Origin of the sequence: Reichenbachiella sp. (assembly GCF_039944555.1) — a bacterium.
In the GTDB taxonomy this organism is placed as follows: domain Bacteria; phylum Bacteroidota; class Bacteroidia; order Cytophagales; family Cyclobacteriaceae; genus Reichenbachiella.
This window is the reverse complement of record NZ_JBDUYN010000016.1, coordinates 442674-456553: the sequence shown is the minus strand read 5'-3', so window position 1 is coordinate 456553 and position 13880 is coordinate 442674. Positions and strand designations below refer to the sequence as shown.

14 protein-coding genes are annotated in these 13880 nt (G+C 37.0%); 12 read left to right on the top strand and 2 right to left on the bottom strand.

Going from position 1 to position 13880, the window contains the following annotated elements; genetic code table 11:
* On the bottom strand, positions 1–376 hold a 376-nt coding region (locus tag ABJD64_RS24430), incomplete at its 3' end, for a hypothetical protein (RefSeq protein ID WP_348181475.1).
* A gap of 467 nt (positions 377–843) precedes the next feature.
* On the opposite strand from ABJD64_RS24430, the gene ABJD64_RS24425 reads away from it, so the two are divergent.
* From ABJD64_RS24425 to ABJD64_RS24370, 12 genes are all read left to right on the top strand, one after another.
* Positions 844–1851 (top strand): Gfo/Idh/MocA family oxidoreductase, encoded by a 1008-nt coding sequence (locus ABJD64_RS24425; RefSeq protein WP_348181474.1) that lies wholly within the window; start codon positions 844–846, stop codon positions 1849–1851.
* A gap of 4 nt (positions 1852–1855) precedes the next feature.
* Positions 1856–2347: an acyltransferase gene (locus ABJD64_RS24420; RefSeq protein ID WP_348181473.1), complete on the top strand. Its 492-nt coding sequence runs from the start codon at positions 1856–1858 to the stop codon at positions 2345–2347.
* A 5-nt stretch (positions 2348–2352) separates the two neighbouring features.
* Positions 2353–3483 (top strand): DegT/DnrJ/EryC1/StrS family aminotransferase, encoded by a 1131-nt coding sequence (locus ABJD64_RS24415; protein WP_348181472.1) that lies wholly within the window; start codon positions 2353–2355, stop codon positions 3481–3483.
* Positions 3470–4516 carry a hypothetical protein gene (locus ABJD64_RS24410; protein ID WP_348181471.1) on the top strand — a complete coding sequence of 349 codons (1047 nt, stop codon included), beginning with the start codon at positions 3470–3472 and terminating at the stop codon, positions 4514–4516. Before ABJD64_RS24415 ends, ABJD64_RS24410 begins: the two co-directional genes overlap by 14 nt.
* Positions 4517–4722: 206 nt before the next feature.
* Complete coding sequence (locus tag ABJD64_RS24405) at positions 4723–5466, top strand: class I SAM-dependent methyltransferase (protein WP_348181470.1); 744 nt, start codon at positions 4723–4725, stop codon at positions 5464–5466.
* A gap of 3 nt (positions 5467–5469) precedes the next feature.
* Complete coding sequence (locus ABJD64_RS24400; protein WP_348181469.1) at positions 5470–6135, top strand: acetyltransferase; 666 nt, start codon at positions 5470–5472, stop codon at positions 6133–6135.
* A gap of 1 nt (position 6136) precedes the next feature.
* On the top strand, positions 6137–7051 hold the full coding sequence (locus ABJD64_RS24395) for a hypothetical protein (protein WP_348181468.1): 915 nt from the start codon (positions 6137–6139) through the stop codon (positions 7049–7051).
* Complete coding sequence (locus tag ABJD64_RS24390; RefSeq protein ID WP_348181467.1) at positions 7036–8016, top strand: hypothetical protein; 981 nt, start codon at positions 7036–7038, stop codon at positions 8014–8016. Before ABJD64_RS24395 ends, ABJD64_RS24390 begins: the two co-directional genes overlap by 16 nt.
* Complete coding sequence (locus ABJD64_RS24385; protein WP_348181466.1) at positions 8013–8942, top strand: glycosyltransferase; 930 nt, start codon at positions 8013–8015, stop codon at positions 8940–8942. The genes ABJD64_RS24390 and ABJD64_RS24385 overlap by 4 nt, the downstream gene beginning before the upstream one ends.
* Complete coding sequence (locus ABJD64_RS24380) at positions 8939–9298, top strand: hypothetical protein (RefSeq protein WP_348181465.1); 360 nt, start codon at positions 8939–8941, stop codon at positions 9296–9298. The genes ABJD64_RS24385 and ABJD64_RS24380 overlap by 4 nt, the downstream gene beginning before the upstream one ends.
* A 24-nt stretch (positions 9299–9322) precedes the next feature.
* Positions 9323–10315 (top strand): SDR family NAD(P)-dependent oxidoreductase, encoded by a 993-nt coding sequence (locus ABJD64_RS24375; protein ID WP_348181464.1) that lies wholly within the window; start codon positions 9323–9325, stop codon positions 10313–10315.
* A 9-nt stretch (positions 10316–10324) separates the two neighbouring features.
* A complete protein-coding gene (locus ABJD64_RS24370) occupies positions 10325–11452 on the top strand; it encodes a DegT/DnrJ/EryC1/StrS family aminotransferase (protein ID WP_348181463.1) in 1128 nt (375 codons plus the stop codon).
* A 110-nt stretch (positions 11453–11562) separates the two neighbouring features.
* Here the strand turns inward: ABJD64_RS24370 and ABJD64_RS24365 are convergent, their stop codons facing one another.
* Positions 11563–12759 carry a hypothetical protein gene (locus ABJD64_RS24365; protein ID WP_348181462.1) on the bottom strand — a complete coding sequence of 399 codons (1197 nt, stop codon included), beginning with the start codon at positions 12757–12759 and terminating at the stop codon, positions 11563–11565.
* Between the last annotated feature and the right edge of the window lie 1121 nt (positions 12760–13880).

The window sequence follows — 13880 nt, the reverse complement described above, 5'->3', positions numbered from 1 at the left end:
CGCTCAATAAACCGCCAAGATTACCAAGGTCGGTGGTGGTATAATTAGTATCAACAGTTAGTCCAAATTCGATTCTGAGTAACTTGGCATTTTCAGCAACAACGAAAGCATAAATGCCTTCACCGGCGATATTCACAGCGGTAATATCTCTTACACTCGAAATTCCTGAAAGAGTCCCAGCTGATTCCGCGGTGATATCTTCCAGCAGATCTCCAGGGCAAAAATCCCATTCGTATGATGTAGCACCTGTCGTACTATTGATTATTTTTATCGGCTCGCTAATGCATGAGGTAGAAGGAACGGTCAGGTCAATAGTTGGGCATTGCCCAAATAACTTGGGTGTAACTAAAATAAATAGGAAAATCCAACGCCTCATACTGCTAAACCTCTTGTGTGTCAGTCTAAAAATTATAAGAAATAAGGGAAAAGTATTATTATTTTCGGGTATTGCCTATGATAATTCGATAAATGGACTTTTTATCTAGATGAACAATAGATTTTAGTTGAAGATCAATAACCACTAATCTCTTATCTACGCAAATATCGAGATAATTTTTCTTTTCATATTTTTCAATTAGTATTTGATCTTTAATCAAGACATGTAATAGTTTTAGAGCCCGATGGGTAGACGATACCTGTGATTAATCCATTGTCCTTTTAGCTTGGAAACGATGAGTTGCGAATAAGGGACGGTATTGCAATCTGAAATCTTATTCAAATAGTGCCTATTGAGATGACTTAAAATTCATCCTGACCAAATATTTTTGGTTGAAAAAAACCATTGAGAGGGTATTGTAGGCAGCAAATATGGATTAGATTTGAGCCTTTAATCAAGTCAAAAAAATGGGTGTAAAATTAGCAATAATTGGATATGGCTATTGGGGAAAGAATCTTGTCCGTAACTTCAATAACCTGGAAAATTGTACAGTTAAATATGTCTGTGAGAGGGAAGAAAAATCAGCTAAAAAATGCTCTAATTTATATCCCGGTATTAAAGTAGTTTCCGAATACGAGGAGGTATTGTCAGATCCTGAAATAGACGCAGTTGTAATTGCTACTTCAATTAATACTCATTATGACCTGTCTAAGAAAGCACTTGAGAATGATAAGCATGTTTTGGTTGAAAAGCCTATGACCGATTCATTTGAAAAAGCAAAGGAGCTTAAAAGAATGGCCGATAAATTAAGAAAGGTTCTTATGGTCGACCATACCTTTCTATACACTGGTGCAGTGAGTTATCTTAAGAAAAAAATTGACGAAGGAGAATACGGACAAATTAATTATATTGATTCAACCAGGGTCAATCTTGGCCTGTTTCAGCAGGATTTGAACGTGCTTTGGGACTTGGCACCACATGATATTTCTATATGCTTTTATTTGATGAATGCATTGCCACTCACAGTGCAGGCGGCCGGCATTTCCCACACTGAAAATAATATTGAGAATATTGCGTATTTGACTTTAAAATATGACAACGATACTATTGTGCACTTCAATTGTTCTTGGGTTTCTCCGGTCAAAATAAGACAAATGCTAATAGGGGGAAGCAAGAAAATGGTGGTGTTCAATGACATGGAGCCAACAGAGAAAATTAAGATCTATGATACTGGTTTTAGGGTTCGATCGGATCAGGAAAAAGATGAATTTACTGCCGATTATAGAGTTGGAGATATTTTTGTACCCAAGGTAGGCACCACAGAAGCACTTTCTGCGATGGCACAAGATTTTATAGCGGCTATTGTTGAGGGTAAAGAGCCTGATTCGAATGCAGATATTGGAATGCAAGTGGTCCGAATATTAGACGCTGCTGAGAAATCATTAAAAAACAATGGACAAGAGATAGCGCTTTAGGTATATGAAATATATTAATGTTGATAATGAAAGGCAAAACCTGAAGAATATAAAAATAGGTGAGCAAGTAAAAATTTATGATTTTGTAAATGCATATGATTGTCAAATAGGAGCAGGATCCAAAATTGGAACCTTTGTTGAAATTCAAGCAGGCTGCATTATCGGAGAAAACTGTAAAATATCGAGCCATACATTTATATGTACCGGAGTTACTATTGAGGATGGAGTTTTTGTTGGACACAACGTTTCTTTCATTAATGATCTTTGTCCTCGGGCCGTCAATGTTGATGGTACTATGCAAACAGAAAAAGATTGGCAAATGGTAAAAACTTTAGTCAAGGCAGGTGCCTCCATTGGAACGAGTGTTACGATCTTGGGAGGTATTACTATCGGCCGAAACGCACTAATAGGGGCAGGTTCTGTTGTTACCAAAGATGTGCCAGACAATGCAGTTTTTGCAGGAAACCCTGCAAAATTGATCAGAATGATTAAATAAAATATATGAGTTTGAAAATAGATACAAGTATTCCTTGTCTGGATTTAAAAAACCAGCACCGTTCCTTGAAGGAAGAAATTTTCGAAGCATTTGAACAGGTATATGACAATACGGCTTTTTCAGGCGGTCGATTTGTGGCTCAGTTAGAGAGGAGTTTTGCTAACTTCTGTCAGGTTGAACATGCAGTAGCTGTAAATAACGGAACGAATGCTCTACATCTGGCCTTAGTAGTATTGAATATTGGACCTGGAGATGAAGTTATTTTGCCAGGTAACACATTTATCGCCACGGCCTGGGCCATCTCCTATGTTGGAGCCACTCCAATCTTCGTTGACTGTCTGGAAGATACTTGGGAAATTGATCCTAAAAAAATCCAAGAAGCAATAAGTTCTAAGACAAAGGCGATTATTGGTGTGCACCTTTATGGACAACCCTGTGATATGAACTCGCTGAAGGCAATTGCGAATAAACATGATCTATTTTTGATTGAAGATGCTGCTCAAGCACATGGAGCTACTTATATGGACCAGCCAATAGGATCTATTGGTGATTTAGCCTGTTTTAGTTTTTACCCTGGTAAGAATTTGGGTGCATGTGGTGAGGGAGGAATGATTACCACTAATAATGCGGCCTATTCCGAGCGCCTGCAAAGGCTAAGAAATCATGGAAGTGTAGAAAAATATACTCATATTGAATTGGGATACAATATGCGAATGGGAGGCTTTGAAGCTGCCTCACTGAGCGTAAAATTAAAATACATTGGGCTTTGGAATGAAAAAAGAAGAGACATTGCCAAAAGGTATTTTGGTGAAATACGCAACTCAAATATTAGAATGCAAAAGCAAGAAGAATTTTGTGATTCTGTTTATCATTTGTTTGTAATTATTGTTTCTGATAGATATGACTTTTTGCAGTATTTAGCGAAACACAATATTCAAGGAGCTCTTCATTACCCAGTTCCCTGTCATTTACAAGAAGCGTATTCTTATCTGGAGTATAAGGTAGGCTCACTACCAAATGTAGAAAATCTGGCTTCTCATTGTGTGTCACTTCCCATGTTTGCCGAATTGAGTAATGAAGAGGTGTCTCATGTAATAGAGACGTTAAATAATTATTCGATTAATGGTCAAAAGTAAGATTCTTGGTGCAATCAAAAGACTGAACTTGAATTTACAGGGTAAGGTAGTGTTAACCGAAGCTGCTACAGGGCCTTATTCTGTAACTGCCATAATTGCTGCCCTAGCTGGTGCAAAAGTTTTTGCATATACTAAAGAAACCAAGTATGGTAGCGTGAATCAGGTCCGACGCGAACTGAAAGGGCTAGTTGATCAATTCGGGGATAACAGATTGGATATAAACATTATTGACGAATTAACACCTCAAATAATTTTCCGTGCAGATATAATTACAAACTCTGGTCACCTACGCCCACTAAATGAGGATCTACTTTCACATGCTAAACCTGGGGTGGTTATTCCGTTGATGTATGAAACTTGGGAATTAAGACCGGATGATGTGGATGTCAAGTTTTGTTCGCGAAACTCTATTTCCTTAGCAGGTACGAATGAGCGCCACTCTGATGTTGGTATTTTTGATTATCTACCAGAAATGGTGATTAAATTAATACATGACTCAGGTTTGTCTCTACTCAATAACAAATTTATTTTGATCTGTAATAACGATTTCGGTGCGTATATCAGTCGTGGGATATCGGGCCTTTGTGAAAAGTTGGCTGTTTGTGACTTGAAGGGAAACAAATCTAAATATGACTTGACTGCAATAGATTGGATCGGAGATTTTCCTAAGATGAAAATTCCGAACGATTATAGGGATTGTGCAGGAATAATCTGGGCTACTTTTCCATTGCTTGAAGAGTGGATTGGAACTTCTAATGAGCCCTTTCAAGTAAAGGACATTATCTCGGCCATTGACTCCCCGCTTATATTACGTGTGGTAGGACAAATGAATGAGACTCGGTTGAACGAGTTTATTCATTTATTTCCAAGGCATGTAGATAGTGGGCACATGGGTGTCTTGCCCTCTGCAATTGGCCATGATCCTATTATTAGATTACAGGCTGCCGGGCTAAAAGTTGGAGAATTACAATTAGAAGGTGAACAATATTTTAATGAACAAATATTGGCAGAATATTTCCAAACAATCTCCTAACCTGACTTGTCGATTTTTTGAAAAAAGCAAAAATGGGAATAGGTAAAACGGATGTTGTGTATGAGCAGAATATATCTATCGGCAGGTAACCGGATATAATGAACTTAGCTGTGAACTTGACAGGTACATTTACCGGATTATCCACCTCATAGAACAAAAGCTGATGAAATCAAAGGAGTTACGCATTGTTGAATTATTTTTATAATATGTTTGAGAAAAAGAATCTAGATTTTGAGGACTTCAAGAAGCTGGCAAAAGATAAGGAATTATCGAAGTATGAAAAAATTGGTTTTTTTAATCATTTACGAAAGGGATTCGAGAAAATAATTTTTAAAGACATCTTGCGTAAATTGACCAATCTGGAAAAGTCTGGTCAGGTTATTTTGGACATTGGTGCAGGCTGTAGCGATCTGCCCATGATGCTTATTGAGCACTGCCAAACTCACGGACACACCCTTATTCTAATTGATAGTGAGGATATGTTAGACTTATTGCCTGACAAAGATTTTATCGTTAAAGTTTCCGGTCAATTTCCGTTGGATATGCAGGATTTCATAGATTCATTTCGTGGAAAAGTAGATGTAATTTTGTCTTATAGTGTATTTCACTATGTTTTTGACTCACTCCCGTACAACAGCTTTGTTGATCAGGCCATTAGCCTATTGGCTGATGAAGGCCAGTTTTTGCTTGGTGATCTACCTAATTTCAACAAAAAGAATAGATTTTTTAACTCGGAGGCAGGGGTTAGATACCATCAGGAAAACAGTAAGGAGGACTCTCTTCCTAAATTGGACAACTATACCCTTCCATATAATACCATGGATGATGGCGTTATCTATGGCCTGCTGTCCAGAGCCAGAAATTCGGGGATCGAATCTTATCTAATGCCTCAACCCCAGGAGCTGCCTATGGGTAATAGAAGGGAGGATATTCTATTTGTCAAACATTAAATCATGAAAAAGCATAAGTTAGTTTTATTTGGTTATACCGAATTTGCGGAGATAGCATACGAATATTTTACCCATGATTCAGATTTTGAGGTTGTGGGTTTTTGCGTTCACAAGGAGTATCTAAAAAAGTCGGAATTATTCGGATTACCCATAGTGCCTTTTGAGGAGGTAGAAGACCACTTTTCCCCCAAAGACCATTTCTTTTATGCAGCAAGTGTCTACACAAGATTAAACAGACTAAGAACTGAAATAAAGGATATTGCTAAGGCGAAAGGGTATCCGTTGGCCTCCTACATAAGTAGTCGTAGTTTTGTTTGGAGAAATGTTCAATTGGGTGAGCATGTTTTTATTTTTGAAGATAACACAGTGCAACCCTTTGTATCTATTGAGGATAATGTAGTGCTGTGGAGTGGTAATCACATTGGACACCATTCTGTAATTAAGGAGAATTGTTTTATCTCCTCTCACGTCGTCATATCTGGAGGCGTGAATGTTGGGCGGAACTGCTTCTTAGGCGTTAATGCTACGGTCAACAATGCAATAGACATTGGAGATGATTGTTTGCTTGCTTCTGGTGCCTTAGTAGTGAAAAATATTCCAGAGAATTCGATCCTGAAAGGAACGAAGATTGTTCAATCCAAATCAGCTAAGGATTATTATAAAGTCTGACATGCCCTGGAAAAAAAAAGGAAGAATTTTTGTGAATGATAAAAAGCAATATTGGAATAAACAGTATTGCGGAATACCAACGGCCTACCTCCTGAGTGATGAGAAATTGAGAATATACTATTACTCAATGGATGATAAAATGGATGGAAGAATTTCCTACATTGATGTATCCGCCGAAGATCCTAAGCACATTCTATATGTTCATGCAGAACCAGTAATAGATATTGGTTCACCAGGAACCTTTGATGATAGCGGTATTTGTCCAAGTGCGGTAATCTCTATTGAGCAAAAAACCTATATGTACTATTTCGGAGTGCAGCGAACAGAGAAAACACCATATATGTATTTTGCAGGTCTTGGTGAGATACTTGATGATGACACTATTATTAGAACTCAAAATGTACCCATACTTGATAGGACTACCAATGAGCCATATTTAAGATCAGCGTCAACTATATTAAAAGATGATGGTAGGTACATGATGATTTATGTGTCGGCGAATGAATGGTTCACATGGAATAACAAACAGTATCCCAAGTATATTTTGCGTAAAATGTATTCGAAAAATGGCTTGGATTGGAACGGTAAATCCGATATTGTACTCAATTTTGAGCATGAAGGTGAATTTGGTTTTGGAAGGCCCTGGTTGATAAAAGAGAACGGCGTTTATAAATTATACTATTCGATCCGCTCGACAAATGAACCGTACAAGCTTGGATATGCCGAATCTACCGATGGGGTTTTATGGGAGCGCAAAGACTACTTAATGGACATAAAAAGGTCAAAAGAAGGATGGGATAGTGAAATGGTGTGCTATCCATGCGTTGTAAGTACAAAATATGGGAAGTATCTCTTTTATAACGGTAATCAACATGGGGCTTCCGGATTTGGATATGCGATATGGCAGGAGCAATAGATATTAGCAAGTACACGGCCGCAAAAAAAAATGAATGGGATCAATTTATAGATCATAGTAAAAATGGAACCTTTCATTTGAAAAGAGATTTTGTTGAGTATCATGGTGATAAATTTCTAGATTTATCACTCATGTGCTATCAAGATAAAAATCTTGTTGCCGTGTTACCTGGTACAGTAAGAAATAACAATTACTACTCTCACCTGGGACTTACGTACGGGGGGGTGGTTGTAAAAAGGGACGTTTATCTATCCCATTATATTGATATTTTTAGCAGTTTGATTTTATATCTAAAGAAGCAAGGATTTGGTTGTCTTTCGGTAAAGACAATACCGGCTTCGTATGCCTTGATTTCCAACGATGATTTTTTGTTTTGTATGTTTCGTGCTGGGGCTAGTATTAGCCGGACCGATCTTTTGCCGCATATCAAAATGGCCGAAAGACTGTCCTATCAGAGCCGAAGAAAAAGAGCCATAAAAAAGGCATTAGCATCAAATCTGGAATTTGCGGAGAATACAAATTTTACTAATTATTGGATGATTCTTGGCGAACTGTTAAAAGATCATGGTACCCTTCCGGTCCATTCGTTGGAAGAAATCACTTATTTACATAGGCATTTTCCAAAGAGCATAAGACTTTTTGAAGTGAGTCAAAATGATCAGTTATTAGCAGGTGTGTTGATATTTGAGACCGATCGAGTAGCCAGGGCGCAATATATAGCATCAACTAGAGAGGGTAAAATTGTTGGTGCACTCGATTATCTGTTTGATGTATTAATTGATCAGGTCTACGTAGACAAAGAATGGTTCGAATTTGGAACAACGACTTTAAATGGGGGTAAAAAACTTAACTTAGGTCTCAGTGATCAGAAGGAGGGATTTGGGGCTCGTACAATCTTGCAACTAGGCTTGGAGCTCGATCTACAAAATTATGACGAACAAACTTTCAAAAAAATAGTCGAATGAAGCAGGTTTCAGTTGTAATTCCGGTATTTGAAGACGCGGCATGCCTCAAAGATTTAACGAGGGCCTTCACAAGAGTTGAGGAGAAGCTAAAGCCGAAACAGGTTGAACTAGAGTACATTTTTATTGATGACGGATCAGCGGATGAGACCTGGCAGACGTTAAAAGCTCTTAAAGAGGACAAAAACAATATTACGTTAATCAAACTTTCAAGAAACTTTGGTGCGGTTGCAGCCTCCAATGCAGGAATGAAATATGTAACTGGAGAAGCCTTTACTATTTATGCTGCCGATATGCAAGATCCACCGGAACTTGTTTTGACTATGGTCGACAAGTGGTTAAAAGGCTACAAACACATCATTTGTCAACGAAATAGCCAACGGAAGGATCCCATTCCTACGAAGGTTTTTGCCTCTATCTACTACCGCTTGGTGAAATTTCTTTTAATTCCAGATTATCCGAAAAACGGGTTTGATATTATGTTTTGGGACTCACAATTTCTACCCCTTATCAGAGATACCTCGAAAAATATCAATAGATCATTGTATGCTCACTGGCTAGGTGTCAAACCATTTATTATACAATATAATCGACCAGAACGAGGTTACGGCACCTCCAAGTGGTCAATGTCAAAAAAAATTAAGCTGTTTATTGATTCATTTTTAGGTTTTTCAATTGCTCCTATGCGTATAGCAGTGACCATCGGTGTTTTAGGAGCTCTACTAAGTTTTTTGTATGGAGTTAAGGTAGCCATTGGTGCCTTGCTGGGAAAAGTCGCAGTACCGGGTTACGCATCGACGATAATTATCATGTCATTTCTTTTTTCCATCGTGATAGGAATGCTTGGAGTAATTGGAGAATATATTTGGCGGATTTTTGATGAATTAAATAAGAGACCTGAATCAGTCATTGAAGAAATAATCAAATGAATTTATACTTAATCACCTATTCGTCATTATATGCGCTTTTTAGCGTCATTGGTGCAGCTCTGATTAAAAGTGCTATTAATGCCTATGGAAAGTTGATAACAGCAAGTGATTACATTCAGCTTCTGTTGAATTGGAAAGTAATCTTGGGCTTTTTGATCATCTTTGGGAGTTCTCTCGTTTTGTTCAAGGCTTTGTCTCAATTTGAATATAGTAAAGTGATCCCAATTTCAATTGGCATAAATTTTATATTGACGACGACAATTGGATATTACGTTTTTGGCGAGTTGTTATCTTTGGTAGGATTGGTAGGAATTTTTGTGATACTGATTGGAATTATACTGTTGGCATTTTCGTGAAATAACCCACAATAAGGATAGAAGATGAAGAAAATATTAGTAACGGGTGCAGCTGGATTTATTGGTTCGCATTTGGTTGACAAACTGCTACATGATGGACACACAGTGCTTGGATTGGATAATTTGAGAAATGGTGTGCTTTCTAATTTGTCCAAAGCTTTAGAACATGAAACATTTCACTTTATCAAAGGAGACATTCTAAATACCGAAGATGTGAAGAGAGCCATCCATGGAGTGGATATAATTTATCATTTGGCGTGTTTAGGTGTTCGTCATAGTATTCACTCGCCTTTTGAAAATCATCAGGTAAACGCGGAAGGAACATTAATCATCCTGAAGGAAGCTCTTAATGCAAAAGTCTCTAAATTTTACTACATATCGACAAGTGAGATTTATGGAAAAGCAATTAATTTCCCAATTAAGGAAACAGATTCAACTTACCCATTAACCGTGTATGGTGCGAGTAAATTAGCTGGTGAGCACTATACTAATTCATACAATGAATGCTATGGACTAGATACTACGGTCCTGCGTATTTTTAACAATTATGGACCGAGAGCGCATTATGAGGGTGATTGCGGAGAGATCATTCCCCGATCTATTGTAAGGGCGATATATGGAGAAAGCCCAGTCATTTTTGGTGATGGCAGCGTAACAAGAGATTTTTACTATGTGAAAGATACTGCCAACTTGCTCGCCATGTTGCCAAATTATCAGAACTTAACAGGTGAAACCATTAATATTGGTACAGGGGTTGAAATTACTATGAAGAATTTGCTCGAAAAAGTAGTAACTCTAATGCCAGATTACCAAGTACAGGTTGATTATCTTGAACCCAGACCTGCCGATGTTCCCCGTTTATGGGTAGACAATTCAAAATTGCACAGATTGATTGATGTAGCTCAAGGAAAAAACTTTGAGGAGGGATTGAAGGAAACAATAGATTTTTACATAGCACTAAGCAAAGATAAAGATCTAAGTAAAGAGGTGGACTTATTAAATTGGGAGGTGAAATAAGAATTGATTGTGAAAAAGATTCCCATAGCAATACCCCCGTTGGGCCAAGAGGAGGCGCAGGCGGCCTACGATACCATATTAAGTGGATGGGTTACCCAAGGACCAAAAGTGAAGGAGTTTGAAAAGAACTTTGCTGATTACGTAGGTAGTAAATATGCAGTGGCTGTTTCGAGTTGCACTACTGCATTGCACCTGGCATTAATCGTTGCAGGCATTAAAGAGGGAGACGAAGTAATATGCCCTTCGATGTCGTTTATTGCTACCGCGAACAGCATTATGTATATGAATGCTGTGCCCGTATTTGCTGAGGTGAATGAAGAGTATAACTTGGATATTGAAGATGTTGAGTCTAAAATTACTTCAAAGACTCGAGCAGTTATTCTGGTACATCAAATAGGAATGCCGGCGGATATTGATTCTTTTAAAAAATTATGCAATGAAAAGAATCTGATCCTTATTGAGGATGCCGCTTGCGCCATTGGTTCGGCTTACAATCATAAGAAGATTGGCTCTCACTCTGATTTAGTATGTTTCTCATTTCACCCAAGAAAGGTAATTACAACCGGTGACGGTGGAATGATATCCACTTCGAATAAACAATATTATGACCGCCTAAAACTGCTTCGGCAACACGGCATGTCGGTAAATGATAGACTAAGGCATGAGTCTGAAAAAGTTATCTTCGAAGAATATTCGGAGGTTGGATTTAATTATAGAATGACCGATATACAGGCAGCTATTGGTGTTTTACAATTGAAAAAACTGAACCTTATCGTCTCTAATAGAAGAGAAATTGCACAAACATATAATGAGCGTTTGAGCATTATTGAAAACGTCAGGCTTCCTATAGAGCGTGAAGGGAAGTTTTCAAACTATCAGTCCTATTCAATTTTTTTGAAACAGGATTGTAAAATATCGAGAGATGAATTAATGCAGCGCCTTCTAGATGATGGAATTGCAAGTAGAAGAGGAATAATGAACATACACGAAGAAATGGCCTATAGTGATATGCGAAAATATTATCTACCTAAATCGGAAGAATTGAGTGACAGAAGTATTCTGATTCCCTTATTCTATCCTATGGATCAGAATATGATTGAATATGTGATTGATCGGTTGATTAGGCATCTGACATGAATTCGGTTACTCTTATTTAACATCCTTATACTGATTCATTTAACATTCGATTTTGCTGATTTTTGTTTTCTGCACACCGATTAGTTTTTTTATGTAATGAAAAAAACTAACTACAAACTAAATTGATGTAGATTTCTTTGAATGACCTGTAACCGTTGAGGGCTGATTTTACGAATGTAAAGGGAGCTAAGTGAATCTCGAAGTATCTCCTCAGAATTTAGATATAAAGCTGACTCTTTATCTAATGCTCCATACCCAATAAAATATTCAATATTGTTTTGTTCGATAAATTCGAGTTGCATTTTTTGAATATCATTATCATATCTATGCTTTTTTACATACTCAGAGAAGGAGCAAATTTTATAATTACCGTTGTCGGAATTGATGATGCTCAAATCAATACACTCTAAGTTGATTTGTGAGTTGATATGAAGCAAAATATTGCCCATAGGATATACTAATGGAGAAATTGGATCCGTTTCTAAAAACCCCACTGCGACTTTCCCCTTATTTGAGAAGATATTCTTTGCTTCGTTAAAAAAGAGTTTGGAGACATCATATTTCGCAAACCTCTTGTCATTAGTGATACGGTGGTTGGTGAAAGTGTTTCCAAGATTTATCAGGCACACAATGATCATAATAAGCAAGAAGTACCTTGAGTGATTTTTATTAACGGAGCTGAGGGTCAGGTAGCTCCACACAATCAAGACTATGCTTCCGACGCACAAGGTATAATACTGTGGCTGCCAACCTTCACCATGATAGTCATACAACAACCAAGTAGAAACTATGCCTCCTTCGAATAAAATAAAGATAAAAATAATGGGATCTATGATATCGTTAAGCTTATTAAATTTTTTCCTATTGAAATAAAGGATTATAAGACTTGGAAGAACGAAAATGAGATAGTCCAATAAATAATAGAAATGGGTCCCTAATATTTTTTTGATAGTAGAAGGAAAATTATTTAGTAAACCATTAAAGACTTCACTGTAATTTACGGCTAGGCCCTGATATTCTGTTGGAATAGAGGTCAGTGAGTAAAAAGCAAATGTAGATACGGTAGTAAATAGGGCGAAAGATACAATCTGCAATAGATCACGAGTACTGATTTTTTTAAAAATGCGTAAAACTAAACTACCAATCGAAGTACCCCATAACACAACAGGGGTCATCATGAATGTCAATACTTGAATACTGCAAAGTATGATAGCCGCATGTTTATATTTTTTGATGTAGACAAAATAACTGGACAGGAGTAGGATAATAAACATGCCAGCATATTTTGGCGTAACATGATTCATCATATTTTGCGAATAAGCGCCCTTCTCCGTGTAGGATATGGGTATTAGATTCAGCCCGGAAGCAAATAGTAATAATATCCCTAAGCCATAAAGAAAGTACTGGATTCTGCTTTGAGAGGCAGTTCTTACTATTGATATAATGAGTAAACTGGATATTGATGCATAAACAATGGGTACGCTAACTAAAAATGACCATAAAGAGCTTATTTTAAATATTTTACTTTGTATAAGGTTTTGATATAATTCGAAATAATGGTAAGGTGTAGTCCCTCCTTGAAAAGTGGAACTAAAATTTAATCCGTTTAAAATATTTTCATGGCCACTTGACCATATGCTTTCGGATACTCTTACGTAATAATAAATGTCCTGATATAAGGCTTGTTCCGTACTCGAATTGGTCAAAAAAGAATAAAAGAAGGAAAAGAAGAAAAAGGACCAAATAAAGTTTAGCAAAAGAACCGGGACTAGCAATTCTCCTAAAAACCTCATATTGAACTTAGCTCTATGACTAATTTTGCGATTAAGAGCTAGAAGGAATAGTAAAATAGGAATAAAACAGATTTGTACCGTAATGCCTTTCGTTATTCCGATAGATGCGAGGGTATTGAATATGACCAATCCGATTAGCCAGCATGTAATGGACGTAAAATACTGAGATACCTGAATGTTAAATAATTGGATAACAAAATATCCGATAGCACATGACGCGATTGAAATACTGACAGGAGAAAGAAGAAATACTATTAAGAAATCTATATTTGTTAGGCCCACAGTGTATGGTATTTTAATTGAATTATGTTCCGATGCTCCGTCCCGAGCATTTCTATTATTCTTTAAGAATGGATTATTTTGATAGGCAAATTAAGATAATCTTAAGACAAAGTACTTTTATCCATTTAAGTATTTTGATTCCATAATATGGGTGATTTTAAATAGTGTTTATTTTTCATCAAGCATGTTCAAAAAAACCAAAGTTCCAGGAGGTACAAACCGAAGCAATAGCAGAAGATTCTCTCCTAATCAGTTGATTTTATGAGCTAATTGAGTAAAAAACTCAATTTCTGGATTGGTACCCAACAAATAATATAATTATCCTAGTTAGATATACAGTGTATAAAAATCTC

What these genes read in the sequence shown, in the direction of transcription:
- ABJD64_RS24415 (WP_348181472.1), top strand. Translation starts at nt 2,353, where the DNA reads ATGAGTTTGAAAATAGATACAAGTATTCCTTGTCTGGATTTAAAAAAC.
- ABJD64_RS24380 (WP_348181465.1), top strand. Translation starts at nt 8,939, where the DNA reads ATGAATTTATACTTAATCACCTATTCGTCATTATATGCGCTTTTTAGC.
- ABJD64_RS24410 (WP_348181471.1), top strand. Translation starts at nt 3,470, where the DNA reads ATGGTCAAAAGTAAGATTCTTGGTGCAATCAAAAGACTGAACTTGAAT.
- ABJD64_RS24365 (WP_348181462.1), bottom strand. Translation starts at nt 12,759, where the DNA reads ATGATGAATCATGTTACGCCAAAATATGCTGGCATGTTTATTATCCTA.
- ABJD64_RS24390 (WP_348181467.1), top strand. Translation starts at nt 7,036, where the DNA reads ATGGCAGGAGCAATAGATATTAGCAAGTACACGGCCGCAAAAAAAAAT.
- ABJD64_RS24375 (WP_348181464.1), top strand. Translation starts at nt 9,323, where the DNA reads ATGAAGAAAATATTAGTAACGGGTGCAGCTGGATTTATTGGTTCGCAT.
- ABJD64_RS24425 (WP_348181474.1), top strand. Translation starts at nt 844, where the DNA reads ATGGGTGTAAAATTAGCAATAATTGGATATGGCTATTGGGGAAAGAAT.
- ABJD64_RS24405 (WP_348181470.1), top strand. Translation starts at nt 4,723, where the DNA reads ATGTTTGAGAAAAAGAATCTAGATTTTGAGGACTTCAAGAAGCTGGCA.
- ABJD64_RS24420 (WP_348181473.1), top strand. Translation starts at nt 1,856, where the DNA reads ATGAAATATATTAATGTTGATAATGAAAGGCAAAACCTGAAGAATATA.
- ABJD64_RS24395 (WP_348181468.1), top strand. Translation starts at nt 6,137, where the DNA reads ATGCCCTGGAAAAAAAAAGGAAGAATTTTTGTGAATGATAAAAAGCAA.
- ABJD64_RS24385 (WP_348181466.1), top strand. Translation starts at nt 8,013, where the DNA reads ATGAAGCAGGTTTCAGTTGTAATTCCGGTATTTGAAGACGCGGCATGC.
- ABJD64_RS24400 (WP_348181469.1), top strand. Translation starts at nt 5,470, where the DNA reads ATGAAAAAGCATAAGTTAGTTTTATTTGGTTATACCGAATTTGCGGAG.